Annotated in this window: 21 protein-coding genes and 1 tRNA gene; 9 read left to right on the top strand and 13 right to left on the bottom strand. The window is 64.3% G+C overall.

Annotation, left to right across the window (positions count from 1 at the left end):
* Position 1: 1 nt before the first annotated feature.
* A complete protein-coding gene (rlmB, locus tag NUW87_RS07885; RefSeq protein ID WP_239218023.1) occupies positions 2-934 on the top strand; it encodes a 23S rRNA (guanosine(2251)-2'-O)-methyltransferase RlmB in 933 nt (310 codons plus the stop codon).
* Here the strand turns inward: rlmB and NUW87_RS07880 are convergent.
* Genes NUW87_RS07880 through thrE form a run of 6 tightly spaced genes read right to left on the bottom strand, consistent with a single transcriptional unit; the run spans position 909 to position 5,881 of the window.
* The gene (locus NUW87_RS07880; protein WP_269027956.1) at positions 909-1,679 is read right to left on the bottom strand and encodes a CE1 family esterase; all 771 of its coding nucleotides are present in this window, start codon (positions 1,677-1,679) and stop codon (positions 909-911) included. The two genes, rlmB and NUW87_RS07880, sit on opposite strands and share 26 nt — an antisense overlap.
* Entirely contained in the window at positions 1,661-2,356 is a 696-nt protein-coding gene (locus NUW87_RS07875; RefSeq protein ID WP_239218027.1) for a trehalose-phosphatase, read from the bottom strand. The genes NUW87_RS07880 and NUW87_RS07875 overlap by 19 nt, the downstream gene beginning before the upstream one ends.
* Positions 2,353-2,736, bottom strand: coding sequence for an META domain-containing protein (locus tag NUW87_RS07870; protein WP_239218029.1), 384 nt, complete (start codon positions 2,734-2,736; stop codon positions 2,353-2,355). Before NUW87_RS07870 ends, NUW87_RS07875 begins: the two co-directional genes overlap by 4 nt.
* Complete coding sequence (locus tag NUW87_RS07865) at positions 2,733-4,010, bottom strand: alpha,alpha-trehalose-phosphate synthase (UDP-forming) (protein ID WP_239218031.1); 1,278 nt, start codon at positions 4,008-4,010, stop codon at positions 2,733-2,735. Before NUW87_RS07865 ends, NUW87_RS07870 begins: the two co-directional genes overlap by 4 nt.
* Positions 4,011-4,373 (bottom strand): hypothetical protein, encoded by a 363-nt coding sequence (locus NUW87_RS07860; RefSeq protein ID WP_239218033.1) that lies wholly within the window; start codon positions 4,371-4,373, stop codon positions 4,011-4,013. It abuts the gene before it with no gap.
* Between the two features lie 53 nt (positions 4,374-4,426).
* On the bottom strand, positions 4,427-5,881 hold the full coding sequence (gene thrE / locus NUW87_RS07855; RefSeq protein ID WP_269027955.1) for a threonine/serine exporter ThrE: 1,455 nt from the start codon (positions 5,879-5,881) through the stop codon (positions 4,427-4,429).
* A 66-nt stretch (positions 5,882-5,947) separates the two neighbouring features.
* Between thrE and NUW87_RS07850 the strand changes: the two genes are divergently transcribed.
* The 3 genes from NUW87_RS07850 (at position 5,948) to NUW87_RS07840 (ending at position 8,281) form a co-directional block, all read left to right on the top strand.
* Positions 5,948-6,023, top strand: a tRNA-Thr gene (locus NUW87_RS07850).
* A 169-nt stretch (positions 6,024-6,192) separates the two neighbouring features.
* Positions 6,193-6,900, top strand: coding sequence for a response regulator transcription factor (locus NUW87_RS07845; protein WP_035000297.1), 708 nt, complete (start codon positions 6,193-6,195; stop codon positions 6,898-6,900).
* Between the two features lie 4 nt (positions 6,901-6,904).
* Positions 6,905-8,281, top strand: coding sequence for a sensor histidine kinase (locus NUW87_RS07840; protein ID WP_269027954.1), 1,377 nt, complete (start codon positions 6,905-6,907; stop codon positions 8,279-8,281).
* Here the strand turns inward: NUW87_RS07840 and NUW87_RS07835 are convergent.
* Positions 8,259-8,675, bottom strand: a complete 417-nt coding sequence (locus NUW87_RS07835; RefSeq protein ID WP_239218039.1) for an HIT family protein — start codon at positions 8,673-8,675, stop codon at positions 8,259-8,261. The two genes, NUW87_RS07840 and NUW87_RS07835, sit on opposite strands and share 23 nt — an antisense overlap.
* Positions 8,676-8,706: 31 nt before the next feature.
* Here NUW87_RS07835 and purD point away from each other — a divergent pair, with 31 nt between their 5' ends.
* Positions 8,707-9,954, top strand: coding sequence for a phosphoribosylamine--glycine ligase (gene purD / locus NUW87_RS07830; protein ID WP_269027953.1), 1,248 nt, complete (start codon positions 8,707-8,709; stop codon positions 9,952-9,954).
* Entirely contained in the window at positions 9,954-11,387 is a 1,434-nt protein-coding gene (gene purB, locus NUW87_RS07825) for an adenylosuccinate lyase (protein WP_239218099.1), read from the top strand. The genes purD and purB overlap by 1 nt, the downstream gene beginning before the upstream one ends.
* Here the strand turns inward: purB and NUW87_RS07820 are convergent, their stop codons facing one another.
* Positions 11,388-11,915, bottom strand: coding sequence for a hypothetical protein (locus NUW87_RS07820; RefSeq protein ID WP_269027952.1), 528 nt, complete (start codon positions 11,913-11,915; stop codon positions 11,388-11,390).
* 19 nt (positions 11,916-11,934) lie between these two features.
* Here NUW87_RS07820 and NUW87_RS07815 point away from each other — a divergent pair, with 19 nt between their 5' ends.
* Together NUW87_RS07815 and NUW87_RS07810 are read left to right on the top strand one after the other, a co-directional pair.
* Positions 11,935-12,831, top strand: a complete 897-nt coding sequence (locus NUW87_RS07815; protein WP_239218045.1) for a phosphoribosylaminoimidazolesuccinocarboxamide synthase — start codon at positions 11,935-11,937, stop codon at positions 12,829-12,831.
* Positions 12,828-14,909, top strand: coding sequence for a S9 family peptidase (locus NUW87_RS07810; protein WP_269027951.1), 2,082 nt, complete (start codon positions 12,828-12,830; stop codon positions 14,907-14,909). Before NUW87_RS07815 ends, NUW87_RS07810 begins: the two co-directional genes overlap by 4 nt.
* Here the strand turns inward: NUW87_RS07810 and NUW87_RS07805 are convergent.
* Positions 14,906-16,381, bottom strand: a complete 1,476-nt coding sequence (locus NUW87_RS07805) for an HNH endonuclease signature motif containing protein (RefSeq protein WP_269027950.1) — start codon at positions 16,379-16,381, stop codon at positions 14,906-14,908. The two genes, NUW87_RS07810 and NUW87_RS07805, sit on opposite strands and share 4 nt — an antisense overlap.
* Positions 16,382-16,523: 142 nt before the next feature.
* Between NUW87_RS07805 and NUW87_RS07800 the strand changes: the two genes are divergently transcribed.
* Positions 16,524-17,198, top strand: coding sequence for a DUF2334 domain-containing protein (locus NUW87_RS07800; protein WP_269027949.1), 675 nt, complete (start codon positions 16,524-16,526; stop codon positions 17,196-17,198).
* On the opposite strand, the gene NUW87_RS07795 is transcribed toward NUW87_RS07800, so the two are convergent.
* From NUW87_RS07795 to NUW87_RS07780, 4 genes are all read right to left on the bottom strand, one after another.
* Entirely contained in the window at positions 17,195-18,013 is an 819-nt protein-coding gene (locus tag NUW87_RS07795) for a metal ABC transporter permease (RefSeq protein ID WP_269027948.1), read from the bottom strand. The two genes, NUW87_RS07800 and NUW87_RS07795, sit on opposite strands and share 4 nt — an antisense overlap.
* Positions 18,010-18,681 (bottom strand): metal ABC transporter ATP-binding protein, encoded by a 672-nt coding sequence (locus NUW87_RS07790; protein WP_269027947.1) that lies wholly within the window; start codon positions 18,679-18,681, stop codon positions 18,010-18,012. Before NUW87_RS07790 ends, NUW87_RS07795 begins: the two co-directional genes overlap by 4 nt.
* An 11-nt stretch (positions 18,682-18,692) precedes the next feature.
* Positions 18,693-19,607 carry a metal ABC transporter solute-binding protein, Zn/Mn family gene (locus NUW87_RS07785; RefSeq protein WP_269027946.1) on the bottom strand — a complete coding sequence of 305 codons (915 nt, stop codon included), beginning with the start codon at positions 19,605-19,607 and terminating at the stop codon, positions 18,693-18,695.
* Positions 19,608-19,706: 99 nt separating this feature from the next.
* Complete coding sequence (locus tag NUW87_RS07780) at positions 19,707-23,459, bottom strand: ExeM/NucH family extracellular endonuclease (protein ID WP_269027945.1); 3,753 nt, start codon at positions 23,457-23,459, stop codon at positions 19,707-19,709.
* Positions 23,460-23,474 lie beyond the last annotated feature (15 nt).

Below are 23,474 nucleotides of genomic sequence, written 5' to 3'. Positions count from 1 at the left end.
CATGGCGAAACCGTACGAGCGGCCTGACAAGCAAAAGAAGAACAAGAAGGGCCCCACGAAGGGCTCCGGCGGGCAGCGCCGCCGCGGCCTGCGCGGCAAGGGCGCGACCCCGAAGGCGGAAGACCGCGTCTACCACGCAGCCCACAAGCGCAAGCTTGACCGGCAGCGCCGCGCACAGGGGCGCCACGACCGGGAGGTCGCCGACATGGTGGTCGGCCGCAACCCGGTTGTGGAATGTCTCAAGGCGAAGGTGCCGGCCGAAGCGCTGTACGTGGTCGCTGGTACCGGCCACGACCAGCGGCTGAGCGAGGCGGTCGGCATGGCCAACTCCAAGGGCATCCCGGTGCACGAGGTGCCGCGCCAACAGCTCGACGCGATGACCGGCAACGGCATGCACCAGGGCCTCGGCCTGAAGATCCAGCCGTACAAGTACGCGGACTTTGACGATTTGCTCGAGTCCGTGGACGGGCCCGGTATGTTCGTGGTGCTGGACAACATCACCGACCCGCGCAACCTCGGCGCGGTGATCCGTTCGACCGCGGCCTTCGGCGGCAACGGCGTGATCATCCCGGAGCGCCGCTCGGCGCAGGTCACCGGCGTGGCGTGGAGGACATCGGCCGGCACCGCGGCGCGGCTGCCTGTGGCGCGCGTGACCAACGTGACCCGTACCGTCAAGCAGTTCAAAGACAACGGCTACACCGTGGTCGGCCTCGATGCGGGCGGCGAGCACACCCTGGACACCTTCGACCAGGCCACCGACAACGTGGTCATCGTCGTCGGCTCCGAAGGCAAGGGCATCTCGCGCCTGGTGCGCGAAAACTGCGACGTCATCATGTCCGTGCCCATGGAGGACTGGGTGGAATCCCTCAACGCCTCCGTCGCGGCGGGCGTGGTGCTAAGCGAGTTTGCTAGGCAAAGAAGAACTCGCGGATAAGCTCCCCGCCGGTAGGGGACTTCGGGTTGTGGCCCAGCCGCGGGTCGAGGTCCTTGTCCACCGGCACCATGTGCCCGGCCCCCTCGAGGGAGACGAGGCGGACCGGGTGCTCGCCGGTCCAATCGTCGACGCGGAGCTTCTCGCTTGTCGACGTTACGTGGTCGGTGCAGCCGTTTAAGTTCGCAAAAAACTCGGCGGAGTTGAGGGCAGACCGGGTTTCTCCCCGGTTGTTGCCGCCGATGCCGGCCACGCCGCCTTTGTATGGCACGAGCTTGTCTTTTGTGCCCTGGACGGCCAGAAGCCTCGTCGGTTGGTAGTTGTCGGTGGTGGTCAGCGTGTTGTCGGCAGTTGGCATTGACGCGCCGAAGGTGGCGGCGCCGGTGAGCAGCCCTGGGGCGTCGAAAAGCAGGCGCATGACCATCTGCCCGCCGTTAGAAAAACCGCAGCCGATCACCGTGTCGGCGCTGTAGTGCTCGACGAGTTTCGTGAGGAAGCCGACGTCGTCGATGCGCATGCGGCGCGCATCCTCGTTGAAGCCCGCGCGCAGGTCGTTGAAGTGGTGCTTGATGCCGTCCGGGTAGACCACGGTGGGGCCGAGGCCCTCGAAGGTGCGGTCGGTGAAGTTGCGCAGCACGTTGCCGGACTGCAGCGAGCCGTGCAGGACCAGAAGGAGGGCGTTGGTCGTGCCTTCGATCTCGATCCAGCGGCGCTCGTGGCCCTGGTGGACTAGCGCGTGGCGCTCCATGCTTCCCTTTCGTCGGCGAGTTGGGTGAGCAATTGTGCCATGGCATCAACGTTGGGCACCCGGCGGGTGGCCCGCGACGGTTTTGTGCCGACTTTGATGCCGAGGTCGTTGTCATCGAGGACCGCCATGGCGTGCTCGTCGGTGTCGTCGTCGCCGGCGAAAATCGTTTGGTTAAACGCCTGCTTGTAATCGTGTAGCCAGGTGCCCTTGGTGATCGACACCGCAGAAAACTCCACCACGTTGTGGCCCTGAGTCTTCGGGCGGCCATGGGTGTCGATGGCGTCCGCGGCGGCGAGGATGGTTGCCGCGACGTCGCGGTCGTGGACTTGTGCCACGTGAAGGACGCGCTGGTACGGCTTGACCTCCACGTAGGCGCCGTCGGTGGCGAGGGTGTTGAGCTGGTTCTCGATGCTGTCCAGGTAGGCGCGGTCTTCTTCTGCAAGTTTTGGACCCGGCTCCGCGCCATGGGAGCCGATCAGGGTGACTGGGAGGTTTTGCGGGAGGACTTTCTTGATGCCCTCGACGTGGCGGCCGGTGAGGATGGCCACCTCGGTGTCGGGCAACGCAGCCAATCGACGGATGGCTGCTTCTGATTCTGGGTGAATGCGGACCGCGTACGGGTCCGGGTTGAGTTCCGCGAGCGTGCCGTCGAAATCCAGGCAAACGAGGAGCTTCATCGCATCAGCCTCAGGGTTTCGCCGCTGTCGGCCACGAGGATCATCTCAAAATCGGCGGGGTGGGACACCTGGAAGGTTCGGTTATCGGTGAGGAGATGTTCCAGTTGATCGTGGGTGTGGCGGGCCCAGCCGGAGCAATCGCCCGGGTCGCCGAGTTCGATGTTTTCCAGCGTGATGGTGTCTTCGCCCCCGAACGAGCCGGACACGTCGGCGCAGCCGGTGGTGCCGGAGAACCTTTGGTCGTCGATACGCACGCGCGCGATCGACGCCTCAGTGGCGGGCTGGTCCTCGCTGGTGCGCAGTGAGACAACCTGCCACGTGGGAGCGGGCGCGCAGGCGGCCAGGGCGAGCAACGGCGCGATAGCTACGGCGCGCTTCACAGCTCCTCCAAGAAAGATTTCGCCCACGCGGCCACATCGTGCTCCATCACCCAATCATGCATGTGGCGCATGCACGCAGGGTCCGGGTTGGTCGCCTCGAGGATCGCCTCCTTGACGGACTCCAGGTCAAATGGGTTGCACAGGTACGCCTGGTCGAGCTCCACGGCGGCACCCGCGAACTCGGAGAGCACCAGCGCGCCGTCCGCGTCCGGGTGGGCCGCCACATACTCCTTGGCCACCAGATTCATGCCGTCCTTGAACGGGGTGACCAGCATGATGTCCGCGGCGGCATAAAAGGTGCCCAGGTGCTCCTTCGGCACGCTGCGGTGAACGTAGTGGACGATAGGCCGGCCCACCTCGCCGAAGCGACCGTTGATGCGGCCGATGGCCTCCTCGACCTGCTTGCGGGTGGTGCGGTAATGCTCGATGCGCTCGCGCGACGGGGTGGCGATCTGGATAAAGGCGATGTCGGAGAGCTTGCCCTCCTCCAGCAGCGACTCGATGGCCAACAGGCGCTGCAGGATGCCCTTCGTGTAATCCAGACGATCCACGCCGAGAAGGAGGTGCTTCGGGCTGCCGACGGCGCTTCGCAGCGCCTCGACCTGCTCGTTTGTGGCGGCAGCGATCTCCCCCGAATCGATGGAAATGGGGAAAGTGCCGGTGCGGATCTCCTCCGTGAGCAGGCGGAAGTTGTCCTCGTCCGTGTGGCGCTGAAAGCCGATCAGATCGCAGCCTTTCAGCCCCTCGAGGATCTCGTCGCGCCACGGCAACTGCTGGAACAACGCCGGGGCGGGGAAGGGGATGTGCAGGAAAAAACCGATGGTCACGTCGGGGCGGAGTGCTTTGAGCATCCCCGGGACGAGCTGCAGCTGGTAGTCCTGCACCCACACGGTGGCGTCTTTCGCCGCGGCTTTCGCGGTCGCCTCCGCGAACTTGCGGTTGACTGCGACGTAGCGTTCCCACCAAGCCTGGTTGTACTCCGGCTGGACAATCAGATCGTGGTAAAGCGGCCACAGCGCGGAGTTGGAAAAGCCCTCGTAGAAGCCTTCAAAATCATCCTGGTCGAGCGTTACTGGCAACAGCGAGATGCCACCGAACTCGAACGGCTCAAGCGTTTCCCCGATGGTGCCGGGCCAACCCACCCAGCAGCCCTCCCGGGCACGCAAAACCGGGGCAAGAGCGGCGACGAGGCCGCCCGGGGAGACCTCGTAGTGGTCTCCCACCTTGTCCACCGGCAGGCGGTTCGCCACAACGACGAACTCGTTGTCCCCCATTTAGGCCTTCTTGGCAGTCTTCTTCGTCGACTTTTTGGTGGCCTTCTTGCTTGCCTTCTTCGTGGTCTTTTTCTTGGTGGCCTTCTTTTTCGAAGCCTTCTTCTTCGTGGCTTTCTTCTTCGTCGCCTTCTTCTTGGTGGCCTTCTTCGGGGCTTCCTCCTCGGCCTTCTGCTCCAGATCCTCCACGTAGCGCTTGTACACGAAGCCCTTCGGGGCAACCCCCAACATGGACATCAGGGTTACGCCGTCCAGGAAATCCTCGGCGTACGTTGCCACAATCCGACGGGCACCCGAAGCCGTCTGCTCCTCAACAGCGTGCATCGCCTCGGCGGTAGGGCGCGAATCGGTGATCTTAGGTGGCACTACGTTCTCCTTCTTCCATCAGGCGTCAAGGGCTTTCATCCTACGCGATGAACTTATCTGCGTCGCCGCACCCTGAGCAGCTGCTCGAACGTGAAGCGGCCGGCGCGCTTAAACGCTTGGTACGGCACATACAGTTGCGGCCGGCGGATGCGGCGCGCAACCCACTCGCCGAACACCACACCGGCGGCCAGGGCCATGCAGGTGCCAATGGCGGTGAACAAGTTCATCATGCCAAGCAGCATCTGCTCGTTCATCAACGCGTACATGCCACGGTAAATCCACGAGCCGGGCAAGAACGGGGTCACGCCCGCTACGGCCGTGATCACCGGGTTGATCAAAAACCGGCGGGAAATCAGGCCGCCGACGAGGCCCACCACAATGGCGCAGGCCGCGGTCGCCGACAGCCTGCCCAGGCCGAATGGCGCGAGGAGGATGTAGTAGCAGGCGGAGCCGAGCGCGGCGGTGACAAAAGACAGGATGATCGCGGCGCGCTCCGCGAAACAGCACACGGCAAAAGCTGCTGCAGCCATGCCGCCGCCGACCACGGTGAGCAGCGCGTTCGAATACGCTGCGCTGCCGGGGAGAAGCTCAATCGGCGGCAGGGGCATTCCCACCATCTCTGATACCGCCACGCCGCTGGCCACGCCGGCCACGATGCCGCCGGTGTTCAGCATGGCGGAGAAGAAGCGGGCGGAAGCGTTGAGGGGGGAGCCGGTCACGCCGTCGAGAAGTGATTGCACAAGCGTCAGACCTGCGAGAAGGACGATGATGCCCGTCGCGATTAGCTGGCTGGGCACGATGGTGCGGCCGATCGACGCGGAGAAGTCGTACGTGATTGCCGCGGGCACCGTGGCGAGGAAGCCGCCGATGACGTTGTGGAAAAACGCAGGCAGGCCGCCGCGGGAAAGCAGCTTGTTGAAGCCCATGATGAGGAACGCGGTCAAGCCGCCGACGGCCATCATTAGTAGGTCGCCGCCGAGCAGCATCGCCACGAAGAAACCCATCACCGTCCAGCCGGCGAGGTTGCGGGTGTTGCGGTGGGGGATTGGCGAGGTGTCGATGTCGTTGAGGATCCGCTCCGCCATTTCCGGCGGGGTCGCGCCGGAACGAATCGAACGGATTAGACGGTCAACTTCCTGCAGCTTGTGGTAGTTCTCGCTGATCATTGTGACTACCCGGAACACATTCACCGGGGTGCGCTGATCCACGCCGATGATCGTGTTAAGCGTGATCGTGTTCACGGTGATCGACACGTGCACGTAGTGCAGGCCGTACGAGGAACACACCGTATGGATCTGCTTCGCCGCATCCGCAGACGTCGTCGCGTTCGCAATGAGGATCTCCCCGATGCGTGCGGCGATGTTCATCACCGCCGCGACCTCGGCGGGATCCGCCAGGTTAATGGGCGCGAGGACGGACGGCGGCGGGGACGTGCGGGCCTCGTCAATCGTTGCCACACGCTGCCGCGAGCCGGAGATCCTCTCCCACAATGAGCTACCTTCTGCCACACGTTCACACTATCGGTTGGCCAGTTATGTCGCAGGTGCGGGGCGTGTGTAAGATCTTGCTGCACTGCTGGAGTGGCGCAATTGGTAGCGCAACGGTCTTGTAAACCGTAGGTTGCGAGTTCAAGTCTCGTCTCCAGCTCCAATTCTTTTGTGGGGCTTGTCGTGCGGGGAGACATTTCGGGGGAAGTCCGCTAGGGGCGTTCAGTGGACGTACAGGAAACGCGCAGACTTGTGCGGTTTAATCGCTCTATCTTGTTAGCAATACGGAATTTGCAACGCAGAATTTTGCAACGAAACGGAAAGTGATTGACATGGCAGAGAACTCGCAGAACCTGAAGGTGCTCGTCGTCGACGACGAGCCGAACATCGTGGAGCTATTAACTGTTTCCCTGAAGTTCCAAGGGTTCGAGGTCGAGACCGCAAACTCCGGTCCCGCAGCCATCGAGCTCGCCCATTCCTGGAAGCCGGACGCCTACATCCTCGACGTGATGATGCCGGAGATGGACGGCTTCGAGCTGCTAAGCAAGCTGCGTGCCGAAGGCCTGGACGCGCCGGTGCTCTTCCTCACCGCGAAGGACGCAGTGGAAGACCGCATCCACGGCCTCACCATCGGCGCGGACGACTACGTGACCAAGCCCTTTTCTCTTGAAGAGGTGATCACCCGCCTGCGCGTGATCCTGCGCCGCGGCAACGTCAGCGAAGATTCCAACGAAGACAGCACCCTGCGTTACGCGGACCTCACGCTCAACGACGACACCCACGAGGTGACCAAGGCCGGCGAGATCGTGGAACTGTCGCCCACCGAGTTCAACCTGCTGCGCTACCTCATGCTCAATGCCGAGGTTGTGGTGTCCAAGGCGAAGATCCTGGACAACGTGTGGCACTACGACTTCGGCGGCGACGGCAACGTAGTCGAGTCCTACATCTCGTATCTGCGCCGCAAGGTCGACACCGGCGACGTGCAGCTGATCCACACCGTCCGCGGTGTCGGCTACGTGCTGCGCACCCCGCGTCAGTAGTGCAATGCCGTATTCGGTGTTAACGGCGCCGTCGAAAAAGCCGCTCAAGCGGCAGCTTGTCGCGGTGGTGATGGCCGCATCGACGATCGGCATCGCGCTGAGCTCGGTGCTGATCTACTTTGTCATGCGCTACTTTTTGGTCGACCGCGCAGACGACCAACTGCGCGAAGGCATGGCAACGTGGGCGCAGCAAACACCCGCCTGGCAGTTCAACATCCTGAGCCTGCCCAGCGAGTTCAACCAGGCCACCCTGTACCCCGGCCACGACCAGCTGGTGCCGCGCAGGGGATCGGTGAACCCGCCGGACTACTCGAAGGTGAAGCGCCTCGACCACCCCACCACCATTCCCTCCGTCGACGAAAAAGTCCAAGGTGTGAAGTGGCGGGCGATGGCGCATCAGCAGTCCGACGGCACCGTGCAGTACGTGGCCAAGTCGCTGGAAACCGAGGCGAAGATGCTGCGTGCGCTCGCCTGGGTGGAAGCCGGGGTCGGTGTGCTGGCGCTGTTCGGCATCGGCGTGGCCGCGAACTACATGGTGGCCCGTGCGCTCGCGCCGCTAAAGATCGTGGAGAACACGGCGTTGGCGATTGCGAACGGCGAGACAGACAGCCGTGTGCCCGCCTGGCCGCGTGAGACTGAAGTGGGCAGTTTGTCCTTCGCCATGAACACCATGGTGTCGAAGTTGCAGGACTCCCTGGATAACGCCCGCACCCAAGAGGAACAAATGCGCCGCTTTGTCGGGGACGCCTCGCACGAGCTGCGCACACCTCTGACCAGCGTGCGAGGGTACACCGAGCTGTACCGGAAGGGGATGGCGAACGACCCGGACATGGTCCTGGGCAAAATCGACGAAGAGTCCGCCCGCATGCAACTGCTGGTGGAGGACCTGCTGGCGCTCACCCGCGCCGAGGGCGCGCGCCTAGAGAAGAAACCGATGGACGTGCTGGAGTGGGTGCTGTCCGCGAAGAGCACCGTCGACGCCGCGTTCCCGGACCGGACCGTGGAAGTCGTCACAGACACCCCAGATGTCCCCCAGGTCAACGGCGATCCCGACCGCCTGCACCAGGTGCTGGTGAACCTGATCACCAACGCCTACAAGCACGCGGGCCCGGACGCGGAAGTCACCGTGACTATCCGCAAGAACCTCGACCGCGTTGTCATCGACGTCGCCGATAACGGCCGCGGCATGGAGGCCAAGGACGCGGAGCACATCTTCGAGCGCTTCTACCGCGCCGACACCTCCCGCAACCGCGCCACCGGCGGTTCGGGGCTGGGCCTGGCCATCACCAAGTCCCTCATTGAGGCGCACCACGGCACCGTGAAAGTGACCACCGCGCCGGGGGAGGGCTCGACGTTTACTATTTCGCTTCCTGCGCTCTAAGAGCTTCTCGGATGGTGTCCGCGGCGGCGTCCATCTTCTCCGCGTCGGTCTCATCGTGGCGCATCGCGGTAGACAGCGTGTAGCCCGACATGTCGTTGGCGGGGAACACGTGGATGTGGGCGTGTGGCACCTCGAAGCCGGCGATGAGGTAGCCGGCGCGCTCTGCGTTGAACTTTTCCACGATGACGCGGCCGATGTTTTGGGCGACCTCGTTCATGTGCGACCACAGCTCTGCTGGGATGTCGGTCCACTTGTCGATCTCTTCCACCGGCACGACCAGCGTGTGGCCGTAGGCGACGGGTTCGATTGTGAGGAAGGCTGCGACGGTGTCGTCCTGGTACACGATGCGGCCCGGGATCTCGCCGGCGATGATCTTGCTGAATACGGTGCTCATGATTATCGACGCTACCGGTAAATTGGGGCGCATGCGCATCCTTGTCATCGGTTCGGGCGGCCGTGAACACGCCCTACTCAACGCAATGCAAGGCCACGAACTTACCGTCGCACCGGGTAACGCGGGCATGTCCCGCTTAGCGACGGTACGGTCCGTCGACGTCGCCTCCCCGGACGAGATTGTGGCGCTGGCCCGCGACATCGACGCGGAGCTTGTGGTGATCGGCCCGGAGGTGCCCCTGGTTGCGGGCGCAGCCGACGCGCTGATCGAAGCCGGCGTGCCGGTGTTCGGCCCGACGAAGGCCGCGGCGCAGCTCGAGGGGTCCAAGGCTTTTGCCAAGGACGTCATGGCCGCGGCGGGGGTGCTCACCGCGTCGGCGACCCGCGTCGAGAAGGCGTCGGACGTTGGGGCCGCGCTGGACGAGTACGGCCCGCGCTACGTGGTCAAGGACGACGGCCTGGCAGGCGGCAAGGGCGTGGTGGTCACCGAGGACCGCGCCGAGGCGAAAGCGCACGCGGAGGCGGTGATCGGGGCTGGCAACCCGGTGTTGTTCGAATCCTTCCTGGAAGGCCCCGAGGTCTCGCTATTCTGCCTGGTGGACGGCGAGACGGTGGTACCGCTGCTGCCCGCACAGGACCACAAGCGCGCCTACGACAATGACGAGGGCCCCAACACCGGTGGCATGGGTGCGTACGCGCCGCTGCCGTGGTTGCCAGCGGATGGCGTGCAGACAATCGTGGACACCATCGCGCGCCCGGTGGCGGAAGAAATGGTGCGCCGCGGGACCCCGTACCAGGGGCTTTTGTACATCGGCGCCGCTTGGGGGCCGCAGGGCCCGGCAGTGGTGGAGTTCAACGCCCGCTTCGGAGACCCAGAGACCCAGGCGGTGCTGTCGCTACTGGAATCCCCGCTGGCGGACGTGCTGCTCGCCGTCGCAGAAGGCCGCCTGGACGAGGTGGAGCCGCTGCAGTGGCGCGACGGCTTCGCCGCCATGGTGGTGCTCGCGGCCGAGGGCTACCCGCAGGCCGCCAAGACCGGCGGGGTGATCTCCGGCGAGGCGCTGGACGATCCCTCGCGGGTGCTGCACGCCGGCACCAAGGAAGAAAACGGTGAGTACGTCGCGGCAGGCGGCCGCGTGCTTGGCGTGGTAGGCCAAGGCGCGACGCTCGAGGACGCCGTTGCGCAGGCGTACCAGATCATCGAAGGTATCGAACTTCCCGGGGCGTTCTACCGCAAGGACATCGCCCGCCCCGCGATTGAGGGTGCCATCTCCCTATGATGAATGACGTGAAGCCGAATAACGCGAATGTTTTGAGTAACCGTTACGCCTCCCCGGAGATGGCCACCCTGTGGGCCCCCGAGCACAAGATCATCCTGGAGCGCCAGCTCTGGATCGCGGTGCTAAAAGCGCAGCAAGAGCTCGGTGTTTCAGTCGAGCCGGGCGCGATCGAAGACTACGAGAAAGTCATCGACCAGGTGGACCTGGACTCGATCGCGGAGCGTGAAAAAATTACCCGCCACGACGTGAAGGCGCGCATCGAGGAGTTCAACGCGCTGGCCGGCCACGAAGAAATCCACAAGGGCATGACCTCGCGCGACCTGACCGAAAACGTGGAGCAGCTGCAGGTGCGCCGCGCGCTCGAGCTCACCCGCGACAAGGCGATCGCGCTGCTCAAAGCCGTGGGCAACCGCGCCGGCGAGTACAAGTCCCTGGTCATGGCCGGCCGCTCCCACAATGTGGCGGCGCAGGCGACGACCCTGGGCAAGCGTTTCGCGTCGGCAGCCGATGAGATCCTGGTTGCGGTCGAGCGCATTGAGGAGCTGCTGGAGCGGTATCCGTTGCGCGGCATCAAGGGCCCGATGGGCACCGCGCAAGACATGCTGGACCTCATGGGCGGCGACGAAGAGAAGCTTTCCCAGCTCGAGCAGGGCATCGCGGAAGGGCTCGGCTTTGACCGCGTGTTTGATTCGGTGGGGCAGGTCTACCCGCGCTCCCTCGACTTCGACGTCGTGTCCTCGCTGGTGCAGCTGGGCGCGGGACCGTCCTCGTTGGCCACCACGATCCGCCTCATGGCGGGCAACGAAACCGTCACCGAAGGCTTCAAGGAAGGCCAGGTCGGTTCCTCCGCCATGCCGCACAAGATGAACGCGCGTTCCTGCGAGCGCGTCGGCGGCTTCCAGGTCATCCTCCGCGGCTACCTCACGATGGTGGCGGATTTGTCCGGCCAGCAGTGGAACGAGGGCGACGTGTTCTGCTCCGTGGTGCGCCGCGTCGCGCTGCCGGACGCGTTCTTCGCCATCGATGGCCAGCTGGAGACCATGCTCACCGTGCTCGACGAGTTCGGGGCATTCCCGGCCATGATCAACCGCGAACTGGACCGCTACCTGCCTTTCCTGGCCACCACCCGCATCCTCATGGCATCCGTGCGCGCTGGTGTGGGCCGCGAGACGGCGCACGAGGTGATCAAGGAAAACGCGGTCGCCATGGCGCTGGACATGCGCGAGCGCGGCGCGGAGCAGAACCTGGTGGAGCGCTTGGCCACCGACGAGCGCCTGCCGTTGGACCAGGCGCAGTTGGAGGAGGCGCTTTCGGATCGCCACGCCTTCATCGGCGCGGCCGAGTCCCAGGTGGACCGGGTGCTCGCGAGGGTGCAAAAGCTTGTTGACGCGCATCCGCAGGCCGCCGCCTACACCCCGGGCGACATTCTGTAGTTATTGCCAGGTCAGGGTGGCGTCGCGGGATTTGAGCTCGACGCCCCGGCCGATGATTCCTGGGTCGGCGCTGCCCTCCCAGGAGGCCACGAAGCCGGTGTAGGTTTCGTTGGCCTCGAGTTCGCCGGTGTAGCCGGTGATGTCCCAGTCGCCGCAGTAGTTGGGGTCGGCCACGTTGGCGGCGAGGTCGCCGTCGATAGGCAAAAGCTCCGGCAACGCAACCGTGACATCCATGGGAAACTCGCCGATGGCAACCGGCGTGAAGCTGACGGGGAAGCACACGATGGAGCGGGCGTGCTCGGCGCTGCGGGGCGCGCGGGTGGTGGTCGGCTCGTCCACCGTGACCTCCCACTGCACCGGCACGTGGTAACGCACGTCCTCGGTGAGGATTTTTGCGGTCTGGCCGAAACGGAATGTGGCGCCGTCGCGCGAAGGATAGAAATCCGGCATCTCTCCGCTGAACTCCGAAGGTGCGGTGCACGCTGCGAGGATGAGCGGGAGGAGGACAACGGTAGCGCGGTTTTTCACGGCGCATATACTAGCGCGCATGCGTCCAGAGCTTTCAGATTACTCACACATCTCCGGCGGCAAGGTTCGCGAGATCTACGAGGTGGATGAGCAGACCCTGCTCATGGTCGCGACAGACCGCATCTCCGCCTTCGACTTCTCCCTCGAACCGGCGATCCCGGACAAGGGGCGGATCCTCACCGCTACCTCCATGTTCTTCTTCGACCTGCTTTCCGACGTGCCGAACCACCTGGCCGGCCCGATCGACGACGAACGTATCCCCGAAGACGTCCTCGGCCGCGCCATGGTGGTGAAGAAGCTGGACATGGTGCCGTTCGAGTGCGTGGCCCGCGGCTACCTCACTGGCTCCGGCAAGAAGGAATACGACGCCACCGGCCGTGTTTGCGGCGTGAAGCTGCCCGAGGGGCTGACTGAGGCGTCGAAGCTGGACGAGCCGATTTTCACCCCCGCCACCAAGGCTGAGCAGGGCGACCACGACATCAACGTCACCTTCGAGCACATGGCAGGAAAACTCGGCGCGGACCTCGCGCAGCGCCTGCGGGACGCCACGCTCGAGGTGTACCGCCGCGCCGCCGACTACGCGGAGACCAAGGGCATCATCCTCGCCGACACCAAGCTCGAGTTCGGCCTGGACGAAAACGGCGAGCTCGTGCTCGCCGACGAAGTGCTCACGCCGGATTCTTCCCGCTACTGGCCCGCCGACGGCTACGAAGAAGGACGCAGCCAGCCCAGCTTTGACAAGCAATACGTGCGCAACTGGCTCACCGGCCCGAAGTCCGGCTGGGACCAGGAGGAAGGCACCACGCCGCCGGAGCTGCCCGGCTCCGTCGTGGAGGCAACCCGCGACCGCTACATCGAGGCGTACGAGCGCCTTTCTGGCCGCCGCTTCTCCGAATGGCCGGGGGAGCACGCATGATCCCACCCGTAGCTGAGAAACGCCCGATTGTCCGCAAGTTTCACGGCCGCGAGTTCGTGGACAACTACGAGTGGCTGCGCGACAAGGACAACCCCGAGGTCATCGCGCACCTCGAGGCCGAAAACGCCTATACGGAGGAGAAAACGTCCGCCTGGTCCGGGCTGGTGGACGACGTCTACGGCGAGATCAAATCCCGTATCAAAGAGACCGACATGTCCGTGCCGCAGCGCCAGGGCGACTGGTGGTACTACGGCCGCACCATCGAGGGCAAGGACTACGGCATCTCGTGCCGCGTTCCGACCGCCGATGACCCGTGGACCCCGCCTGAGGTCACCGAGGACATGCCGGGGGAGCAGGTGCTTCTCGACGTCAACGAGCTCGCCGCCGGGCACGAGTTCTTCGCGCTCGGGGCATCGTCCGTGTCCACCTCGGGCCGCCTGCTCGCGTACTCCTTCGACACCGAGGGCGACGAGCGCTTCACCATGCGGTTCAAGAATTTGGAGACCGGTGAACTGCTCGACGACGAACTTGAGGGCCTCTTCTACGGAGCGACCTGGGCGGGCGAGGACTACCTGTTCTACGTCCGCTGCGACGACGCCTGGCGTCCCCACCAGATCTGGCGCCACAAGCTGGGCACACCCGCTTCCGAAGACGTGCTGGTGTACGAGGAAACGGACGAGAAGTTCGGTGTCGGCGTGGGCGCGGACCGCGCGGAACGCTTCCTCATGATCATCGCGTCGTCGTCGTTGACCTCCGAATACCGCGTGCTCGACTTGGCTGACCCCACCGGCGAGTTTGAGGTGCTGTGGGAGCGCGAAGCGGGCATCGAGTACCACCCGGACTTCTGCGTCGTTGACGGCGAAGAGCACTGGGTAGTCACCCACAACGCGCACGGGGCGAACTTCTGCGTTGCGACGACCCCGGTCGGTGCTGTGGCGCCCCTGCGGGAGCTGCCCGTGCTGGTGGAGCACTCCGAGACCGTGCGCATCGAAGCGATCGACACTTACCGCGACTTTTTGTTGATGGCCTACAGGAGCGGCGGGATCCCGCGGCTGGCCGTGGCAACGCTCGACGGTGGCTTCGGCGAGTTTATGGAGTTGGAGTTCTCCGAGGAACTCTACACCGTGGGTCTCGGCGGCAACCCGGAGTGGGACGCCCCGGTGGTGCGCATTGGCTACTCCTCGTACACCCAGCCCTCGCAGGTGTTGGACTACACGGTTGCGACCGGAGAGCTGACCCTGTTGAAGGAAAAAGAGGTCGAGGGCGGCTACAACCCGGACGAGTACGAGGCTTTCCGCGAGTGGGCAACCGCTCCGGACGGCGAGCAGGTGCCGATTTCGGTGGTGCGCCGCAAGGGTGTCGAAGGCCCAGCGCCTGCCCTGCTGTATGGCTACGGCTCCTACGAAGCGTCCACGGATCCGGGGTTCTCCGTGGCACGGCTGAGTCTGCTCGACCGCGGCATGGTGTGGGTGTGCGCCCACGTTCGAGGCGGCGGTGAGATGGGCCGCGCATGGTACGACAACGGCAAGATGCTGCACAAGGCAAACACGTTCACCGACTTCATCGCGTGCGCGGACCGCGTCGTGGAGCTGGGGTTGACCACCCACGAGCAGCTGGTCGCAGAGGGCGGCTCCGCCGGCGGCCTGCTCATGGGCGCGGTGGCGAACATGGCGCCGGAGAAGTTCGCCGGCGTTCTCGCGATCGTGCCGTTCGTGGATCCGCTGACCTCCATTCTGAAGCCGGAGTTGCCGCTGACGGTGGGCGAGTGGGAGGAGTGGGGCGACCCGTACCACGACCCCGAGGTGTACGACTACATGGCGAAGTACGCCCCGTACGAGAACATCACCGCGCAGGACTACCCGGATATTCTCGCGGTGACGAGCTTGAACGACACCCGCGTGCTCTACGTCGAGCCCGCGAAGTGGGTGGCCAAGCTGCGCGAGGTGGGCACCGCAGGCGAGATCCTGCTGAAGACGGAGATGTCCGCAGGGCACGGCGGCGTGTCCGGGCGCTACGCCAAGTGGAAGCAGACCGCGTTCGAGTACGCGTGGGCGCTGGTGAAGGCAGGGGCGGTTTAACCGTCCGGTTCGAATAGGGCCGGGTCCGGCGGGCGTTTTTGGTTGCCGCCGTGCCGTGACCTCGCCTTTTTGGCAAGCCTCTGACCAGGCGAATTGCGGTACTGGTAGGTGGTCGTGTGCCTGGGTGGGGCTCCGTTGGCGGGGTGGTAGTGCACGTCGCCGGTGTCGGGGTCGCGGCCGAAGTGGCCCTTGTTGCCGGCACCGTCTTTGTTGTCGTTGTTGCACATGTGGTGCTCGCGGCACAGTAGGACCAGGTTGTCGATGCTCGTCAGCCCGCCGCTGAGGTAGGAGTCCAGGTGGTGGGCCTCGAGTTCGACGCCCGGCTTGGTGCAGCCGTTCCAGGCGCACACACCCTGCATGGCCAGCAGCACGAGTTTCTGCTCCACGGAGGCTAGGCGGGTGCGGCCGAGGGATAGCGGAACGCCGGTGGCCGAGTCGAGTTGAAGGATGAAGCTGTCCCCGGCAAGCCCCAAACGCACGATGTCGAGCGGGGTGAGCGACACCGAGGTGTTGGTGGCGAACTCGGTGAAGGCATCCGCCTCCAGCAGGTCGTCGAGCGTCAGCGAGATCACCACCGTGCCCACCCCGCCGCGGGACTTCGTGGCGGCATCGCCGTAGCGGTCCAGCACGTTCATGAGTTGGTCGAGGCGGCGCTGGTGTTTGCGCCGGCTGTCCCGCTTCGCGGCGTCCACGCCCTCCATGTTGGAACCCATGTGGTCGCCGGCGGCGAGGCAGGACTCCAGCTTCGCCCGTGACGCGGCGTCGAGGTAGCCACTGAAGTGCGAGCCGCCGTCCGCGTCCGGTTCCCCGAGCCAGATGCCCCGCTTCTTCCAGGCCGCGAGGGGGTCTTTCTCGCCGTCGTAGTTGCGTCCGCGCTTGTTGGCGCGCTTGACCTGGTCGCGGACGAACTTCCGGAGCTCCTCGGCGGTGAGGGACTCGGCGGCCGCCAACGCCTCGGCGAGGATCTCCTGGTAGCCGGGGTTGGCGTGCTCGTTGAGGTCCTTCAGCGCGTCGGTGATGATTCGCTTCTTCTCCGCGTTGGCCTTCTCAGCAGCTCGTCGCGCCCGCTCCTGTGCCTCGCGCGCCTTCTTGCGTCGCGCTTGTGCCTCCTGCTCTTTGCGCTCGCGGTCCGTTTCGTCGTCGCTCGGCTCCGGCTCAGGCACCTCGGGTTCGCCGTAGAGCTTCCTGCCCTGCTCCAGGAGCGCAAACGCTTCTCGACGAGACAAGCCCAAGCTCCGTGTCAGATACTCCACGGCGTGGTTCGCGCCGACAAGAGCGCCCGCGCCGTCCCGGTCGCAGAGGAACGCGAACGCCGCGTCCGCGTTGGACAGCAACGGTAGGCAGGCGTGGAGGCGCTCCATGGCCACGTGGGTGGAGGCGAGGTGGAGAGTGTCGGGGTCGCGCATTACGTCGGCAAGCGAACGCAGCCCGGCGACGATTTGGTTGACCGCTTGGTCGAGCACTGCGCTCATCTTGAGCACCTCCTTTCATTCCACTTGACTACGCATCGTAGGACCCCCTCCGACACGACCCTACCGAGATAGAACAGCCGTTCGAATGGTGTCGAAAATCTTCACCCGGCGCAGAGTGTTTTCGTGTGCGATAATCTCCCCTATGCCTGGGCGCGTGCTTGTCTCCATTTCCTCCATCTTCGACGCGACGTTGGAGGACGTCACCAGCATGGTGCGCGACCTGGACCGCGAGGGGATGCCCGTTTCACTGCTGGTTGCGCCCCACATTGACAAAAAGTGGCACCTTGCCAAGGACGGTGGCACCCGCGCCTGGCTCGCCGAGCAGCTCGGCAACCGCGCGCTCATGCTCAACGGCTTCGACCAGCCGGTGCAGGGAAGGCGCAGCGAGTTTGCCAGTTTGGGCGAGCACGAGGCGAGGCTTCGTCTCAAAGGCGCCACGCGTCAGATGTCGGCGCTCGGTTTCGACTTGGATATGTTCGCGCCGCCGCGCTGGCGCATGTCGGACGGCACGTTGAAGGTGCTCGACGAGTTCGGTTTTACCGTCGCTGCCTCCACGAAGGGCATCTACCGCATCAAGCGGGGCAAATTCGCACAGGCGCGAAACTTGTCGGTGGGTGAGGGCTACGGTGCGGCGAAGTGGTGGCGCCGCAACGTGATCAAGGCCGCCGAGCGAGGCGCGGAGAAAGGCAACACGATCCGTTTGTCGGTGTCCGGTCGCGAGCTGGGGCAGAAGAAGGTGCGCCGCGACTTCCTTGCCGCAGCCGCCGCCGCGGTGGAAAAGGGCGCTACGCCTGCGGACTACAGGGAGTACCGCTAGCCGCGTACCCGGCCGATCACTCGGCACACCAGGTAGATCCCGAACGAGATAAAGGCCACGAACACACTCACCGGCATACCTGGGGCGAGCGAAAGCACCATCCCGCCTATGGCCGCGACTTCCGCGAACACGATGGACAGCACCACCGCAAGCTTCGGGTTTGCCGTCACCTGAGCGGCGGACGCCCCCGGGGTGATCAGCAGCGACATCACCAGCAACGCGCCGACGATCTGCACTGACTGGGCCGACGCGATGCCCACGAGTACCGCGAACACCAGCGCCATCGTGCGCACGGGAACGCCGCACGCGGCGGCCATCACGGGGTCCGCGGAGGAGAACAGTAGCGGCCGCCACAGAACCAGCACGGCGCCTGCAACCAGCACCGTTGTGCCTGCCAGCAGCATCACGTTCTGCGCCGACACGCCAACAATCTGGCCGGTCAGCAGCGCCAGCGCCCGGTTCGAGTTTCCTGGATACAGGTGGATGAACAGCACGGACAGGGCCATGCCGAAGCTCATGGCCACACCCACCGCGGAATCCTGCTGGCCCTTCAGCCCCAGCGCCGCCAGCACCAGGGCAGCGACCACCGCGCCCGCCACGGCGCCGAAACCGACGTTCAGCCCGAACAGCAGCGCCGCGGAGGCACCCATGAGCGCGAGCTCCGAGGTCGCGTGCACCGAAAACGACATCTGGCGCAGCACGATCAGCGGCGCCATCACCCCGGACAACAATCCCAGAAGCGCGCACGCCGCAAGCGTTGTCTGCACGAAGTCTTGGCTGAGCAGGTACGAAGTGTCTGCTAAAAACGCACTCACAGGACCACCATCCGTCCGTCAACCTCCACTACGTCCACGCGGGTGCCGTAGAGCTCGCTGAGCACCTCGGAGCGCATGACTTCTGCAACGCTGCCTACCACGTGGCCTTCCGGGCCGAGGTAGAGCACCCGGTCCACAACGCCCATCACCGGGTTGATCGAGTGCGTCACGCACACCACGGCCGCGGGGTGCTCGGCGAGGCGCTGCACGGTGTCGCGTGCGCGGGCGGGGTCGAGGGAGAGCAGGGGCTCGTCGCAAAGCAAAAGCTCTGGGGTCTGCGAGAATGCCTGCGCCTGGCGGATGAGCTGTTGCTGGCCGCCGGAGAGTACCCCCACGCGCCGCTCGGAAAAGGATTGCGCCCCCACAGAAGCCAATTGCTTATCGACGTCCTCCGGTCTCGCCCGCTTTCCCATCGCCAACGCAACAAGGTCGCGCCCGCGCACCGGCAAGTCCTTTGGGAACATGTGCTGCTGTGGGATGAAGCCGATCTGGCCGTGGACGTTCGCAGCTCCGGAACTGAGCTTGCGCGTGCCCATCAGCGTGCCCAGCAGGGTGGATTTGCCTACGCCGTTTGGGCCGAGCACCGCGATGAATTCCCCGGGCTCGACGGTGAGGGTGAGGTCGCGCCAGAGTGGTTCGACGGCGGCGCTGCGAAGCTCAGCGATCAAATTGGCAATTCCTAGTGGTGGTGGCCGGTCGGCTCGGCGTGGGCTGCGATGTCGGTGATCTGACTCACGATCTCCTCGAAGTAGTCCAGGAAGTTCTGGCCGGCCGGGGGCGTCTCCCGAATTTCAACAACGGGAACATTATGCGCCTTCGCCGCATCCGCCAACCGCTGGGTGGCGCTGTTGGTGCTCTGCGGGTTCACAAACAGCATGTCCAGCTCGCCGCGCTCGATCTGCTCCAGGAAGGCTGCCACCGCAGATGCGGACGGCTCCTGGTGGTTCAGGCTGGCCTTGACATACTCCTCGGGCGTGATGTCGTGCAGCTCCGTGCCCCACACCAGGCCGGCCGCGATCGTCTCAGTCATGCCGATGTGCACGTGCGGCACCGCGTTGAGCTTGGATTGGATGTCGCCGATGCGCTGCTTGACGTCTGACGCGTCCCCGCCGGTGCGATCCGCAATGTCCTCTGCGACCTGCAGCACCTTCTCCGGCGCGAACCAGGCGTGCTCGAGCTCGTCCAGGGAGTTGGGCATGTGCGCGTGGTCGTGAGCATGTTCGTGGTCGTGCTCGTGGGCCTCGTGCTCGTCGAGAAGCGGGATCGCGTAGATGATGCGGTCCTGCTCAGCGGCGGTGTAGAGCGCGGCGTCGTACGCGCCGCCGTTGGCTACGACGGTGTCCGCTCCCTTGATGCGCGAGAGGTCCTTCGCAGACGGCTCGTAGTGGTGCGGATCCACCGCATCACCGGTGATGATCGCGTCCACGTCCTCGCCCGTGACCGCGGAGGCCACGTCCGCCCAGACGTTGGTGGTGGCGATCATGTCGCTGCCGTTTGCATCATTGCTTTCCGACGAGCATCCGGCCAGCGCCGCACCAGCAAGAGCAGTTGCCGCAATCGCGGCCAGGGGAGAGGGGTGAAAACGATTTCGCATAGAGGATATCCAACCATTATTGGAAACTGTTTTCAATGCGGGAAGCCCCGATGCGGGAGATTCCCGGGTCGGGGCTGACGCGTGGTGTGAGTAGTGGTCCTACTTAGAGGAGCCACCCTCTGTGCTGCACACCGTTGCCAGCGTGGCGATCGCCGCGATTGCCACGGCGGCGCCAGCGATACCGGCGGCGGTCTCCACCGGAACCGGCAACTGCTCGCCGACTTTTTCGACCTGCTCCTTCACCGGAGTCAGCGCCGGAATGTCCATGGTGGCTGCCAGGCCGAGCGGGATCAGCGCCAGCAGCGGCAGGGCAGTGATGCCCACCGCGGGCAGGCAGCGGTCGCTCGCGCTGGAGCCCTCGCCGGCCGGGGCGTTGGTGCCATTGGCGCCATCCTGGCCGTCCTTGCCATCGCGGCCATCTGTGCCCTTCTCGCCGTCCTGGCCTGGCTTACCGTCCTGGCCGTCCTTGCCGTCGGTGCCGGTCACACGGCCCAGGTTCTGGGTCGTGCCGTCGGTGAAGGTGAGTACGAGCTCGCCGTCTTCGTTAACGACAGCCTCGGCGATGCCACGACCGTCGGTGCCGTTGGCGCCGTCCTTGCCTGCGGCGCCGGTGTCACCCTTGTCGCCCTTCGAGCCCTGCTCACCGTCCTTGCCGTCCTGGCCTGCAACGCCGGTCTCGCCCTTGTCGCCCTTGTCACCCTTCGGGCCCTGCTCACCGTCGACGCCGTCTTTACCATCAGTGCCGTCCTTGCCTGGCTCGCCGTCAGCGCCCTTGTCGCCGGTGACCTTGCCCAGGTCTACGGTTTCGTTATCCGAGTAGGTAACGATCAAATGGCCTTCATCGTTGATCTCGAAGGACTTCACACCGCGGCCGTCCTTGCCCGGCTCGCCCTGCTTGCCCGGCTCGCCTTGCTTGCCCGGCTCGCCTTGCTTGCCCGGCTCGCCTGGCTTACCGTCAGCGCCCTTGACGTTCCCGAGGTTCTCGGTATCACCGTCGTCGTAGGTGACAACGAGCTCACCAGAGTCGTTGACTTCTGCCTTGACGATGTAGCGCGGCTTGTCCTCAGGCTGCGGTTCTTCCTCTTCAGCCTTTGGCTTCACGTTCACGACGACCTTCACCGTGTCGACGGTCTCGTCCGGGTACGTGACGGTGATCTCGCCTTCTTGGCCATCGCCGACAGTGTCGGTGTTTGCAGGCTTGGTCCACTCGAATTTGGTGTCCGCCGGCAGCTGGTCTGCGTCCTCCACTGTGCTCTTCGCATCGGGCAGCTCATCGCCCTGAGTGACGGTGATGGCCTCGCTTGCTTCTGGGGCGAACTTGTCGGCATCTTTTTCGTCGAGCTTGGTGCCGAAGCCAACCTTGATCGGGTCATGGTCGGAGGAACGGAACGGGTTGCCGTAGCCGTAAATCGGGTTATCGCCGTCGCCGAAGAAGTCTTGGGAGTTGTAATTGCGGCGCGAGTACTCGAACGCAACCGACTCGTCGCCGTTGATGTTCCAGACAGAGGAATCCTTTACAAGCTCCATGGCCGCATCGTTCGCAAGAATGTGATCAAGAGAACCGAGCTGGCCGTCAAACTGGTAGGAAGCCTGGTCGTAGTCCTTGTCGGAGTGGACGATGCTGAAACCAGCGTCCTTAAACGCGGTGATTGCATCTTCCATTGTGTATGCGTTGAAGTCCCCGACGAGGAAGGTCGGAAGGGTGGCCCAGTTCTTCTGTTCGCCAAGGTGCTTCAGCAGTGCTTCAGCCTGCTCCTCTCGAACCTGGGCGTTGTTGCCCTGTCCATCTCCCTGGTCGTCATCGCCATTTACAACAGAGCCCTTCGACTTGAAGTGGTTCGCTACAGCAACAAAATTCTTGTCCTTTTCGTTGCCGACAGTGTCGAACTCTTGGGCCAGCGGTTGACGCGCAGTGCCTGTGAAAGCATCGTCATCGAAGATGATGGATTCTCCGACCGGCTTCACCTTTGCCGGCTGGTAGATGAACGCAACGCGGATGACATCCTCGTCAGTGCCCAGCTTCTGGGGAGACTTCACTAGGTCCCACTTGTTTTCCTTCGCAGCTTCGTTGAGAGCGTCAACAAGGTTCTGTAGGGCTTCATCGCGCCTGGACTCATCGCCGGTCAGTCCGTACGTGTTCTCGATTTCGGACAGACCGAGGACGTCGGTGTCCAGTTTGTTGATGGCCGTGACGATCTTTGCCTGCTGGTTCTGGAAGGCTTTGTGCGAGTAGGCGCCGCGAACTTTGCACCTGTTTGTGGCAACGGGTTCACCGTAAATGTCTTTGTACGGCTTGCAATTCTGTTCGTCGACACCAAGGCTGCTGAAGTAGTTCAGCACGTTGAAGAAGCCGATGGAGTAGTCGCCAGCGACGTTGTCGATGTCATCGTAAGCGTCTTTGCGGGAGTCTTCCCAAGTGATCGGTAGTTCTTCTGCCGCGCTCTTGCCGGTGATCGGCTGCAGCGGCTGGAAGCGCCACTGCTCGAAGGAGTAATCCACTACCACGTCGTTTTGGAACTCCACCTGGTCGCCGGTTCGGATGGACTTCACGCCACCGTCGGAAGTGACAAGGTAAGGCAGAGGGGTGGTCTTGTCTTTCCTGAAGTAATCGCGGGTTCGGCCGTCGTCGAGGTAGACAACCTCTGCCGCCTGCTGGGCATTCATCTCAGCAACCTTGGCCTTGTCCGGTGCGATCTCATCGGTCGGGTTGCGGAACGCCTTTTCGCCCGGAGCGAGCCCCAGGTCTCCATGAGTGTTCAGGGTGTAGTTGTTGGTCACCGTGTAGCGCTTCGGTCGCACGAGCATGCCCTCAAAGGGCTCGCGGGCCTCGTCGCCGGCTGGAAGGGTGTCGATTTCGATGGCCTTGGGAGATTCAAGCGCTTCGTCGAGCTGTGCAATAGTCGACGCGGTGATCTGCGTCTGGTTGAAGAACTCGCTGACTCTACCGGTGACCTGCAGAGAATCCCCGCGTTTCGGGTAGTTCTGGTTGCCGCCCATGTAGATGAAGATGCCGTCAGAGGCGTCGTCCGGGTTCTTCGCCTCTCCGCCGGTACCTGCGGTCTGGAGGAAGAAGCCGTTCTTGCCACCTTCGTCGTACACCGCCGTGACGACGCCTTCGGTGGTCACCGTCTTCCCTTCCAACGGTGACTTAGCGCCGGTGCCCTGGATCTCGGCGATCGGGGTGATCTCGCCCGGCTGCGGCTGCTCGGGCTGAGGCGCCGGATCCGCCGGATCCTCCGGGGCGGGGTCAATAGGAGCTTCACCGGCACTGCCCGAGTTCTGTGGCGTCGGCGCGGCGACGGTGAAATCATCCACGTTGTTGTCGGTATCAACGCCGACGGTCTTGCGCTGGACGGATGTACCGTTTGCGGTGCCGGAGGCTGCTGTGCCCTCCGGCTTTGCGGCACTGCCCCAGCCGACGCGGTCTACCTCGCCATTAGCGTCCGAGAGAACGGCAATGGCCTTTGAAGCGCTGAAGTTGAAGCCTGCCTCCTGGTCGGGAGCGGGGAGTGCTTCGCCCGCGCCATTGTCGCCTGGATTTCCCTGGATGAGGAAGTATCCGCCGGCGGGGATGACGCCCTTGAGCGAAACGATTGCGCCCGAGCTGCCCTTGGCGGACTGCTGGTCAAGCTTCCAACCGGTGATGTCAATGTCCTTGTCAGTCGGGTTGTACAGCTCGACGAAGTCGTGGGTGAATTCGGCACCCGAGTTACCGCCACCGCCGTAGACCTCGTTGATGACGACATTGGAACCGTCGGTGGCTGCAGATGCAGTCGGTGCGACGACTGAAACGGTGCCTGCGGCGAGCGCGATTGCGAACGCGGCACCGAGGCTCTTGCAGGAAGCGGACATGGTTACCTCTCGGAA

Source organism: Corynebacterium pilbarense, from assembly GCF_026930265.1.
In the GTDB taxonomy this organism is placed as follows: Bacteria; Actinomycetota; Actinomycetes; order Mycobacteriales; family Mycobacteriaceae; genus Corynebacterium; species Corynebacterium pilbarense.
Note: the sequence above shows the minus strand (reverse complement) of the source record. Positions and strands in the feature narration are given on the sequence as shown.

Coding starts and splice junctions, on each gene's coding strand:
- NUW87_RS07805 (WP_269027950.1), bottom strand. CDS start 16,381: ATGAGCGCAGTGCTCGACCAAGCGGTCAACCAAATCGTCGCCGGGCTG.
- purB (WP_239218099.1), top strand. CDS start 9,954: ATGAATGACGTGAAGCCGAATAACGCGAATGTTTTGAGTAACCGTTAC.
- NUW87_RS07785 (WP_269027946.1), bottom strand. CDS start 19,607: ATGCGAAATCGTTTTCACCCCTCTCCCCTGGCCGCGATTGCGGCAACT.
- NUW87_RS07815 (WP_239218045.1), top strand. CDS start 11,935: ATGCGTCCAGAGCTTTCAGATTACTCACACATCTCCGGCGGCAAGGTT.
- NUW87_RS07840 (WP_269027954.1), top strand. CDS start 6,905: ATGCCGTATTCGGTGTTAACGGCGCCGTCGAAAAAGCCGCTCAAGCGG.
- NUW87_RS07880 (WP_269027956.1), bottom strand. CDS start 1,679: ATGGAGCGCCACGCGCTAGTCCACCAGGGCCACGAGCGCCGCTGGATC.
- NUW87_RS07845 (WP_035000297.1), top strand. CDS start 6,193: ATGGCAGAGAACTCGCAGAACCTGAAGGTGCTCGTCGTCGACGACGAG.
- NUW87_RS07800 (WP_269027949.1), top strand. CDS start 16,524: ATGCCTGGGCGCGTGCTTGTCTCCATTTCCTCCATCTTCGACGCGACG.
- NUW87_RS07835 (WP_239218039.1), bottom strand. CDS start 8,675: ATGAGCACCGTATTCAGCAAGATCATCGCCGGCGAGATCCCGGGCCGC.
- NUW87_RS07780 (WP_269027945.1), bottom strand. CDS start 23,459: ATGTCCGCTTCCTGCAAGAGCCTCGGTGCCGCGTTCGCAATCGCGCTC.
- NUW87_RS07810 (WP_269027951.1), top strand. CDS start 12,828: ATGATCCCACCCGTAGCTGAGAAACGCCCGATTGTCCGCAAGTTTCAC.
- NUW87_RS07865 (WP_239218031.1), bottom strand. CDS start 4,010: ATGGGGGACAACGAGTTCGTCGTTGTGGCGAACCGCCTGCCGGTGGAC.
- NUW87_RS07875 (WP_239218027.1), bottom strand. CDS start 2,356: ATGAAGCTCCTCGTTTGCCTGGATTTCGACGGCACGCTCGCGGAACTC.
- rlmB (WP_239218023.1), top strand. CDS start 2: ATGGCGAAACCGTACGAGCGGCCTGACAAGCAAAAGAAGAACAAGAAG.
- purD (WP_269027953.1), top strand. CDS start 8,707: ATGCGCATCCTTGTCATCGGTTCGGGCGGCCGTGAACACGCCCTACTC.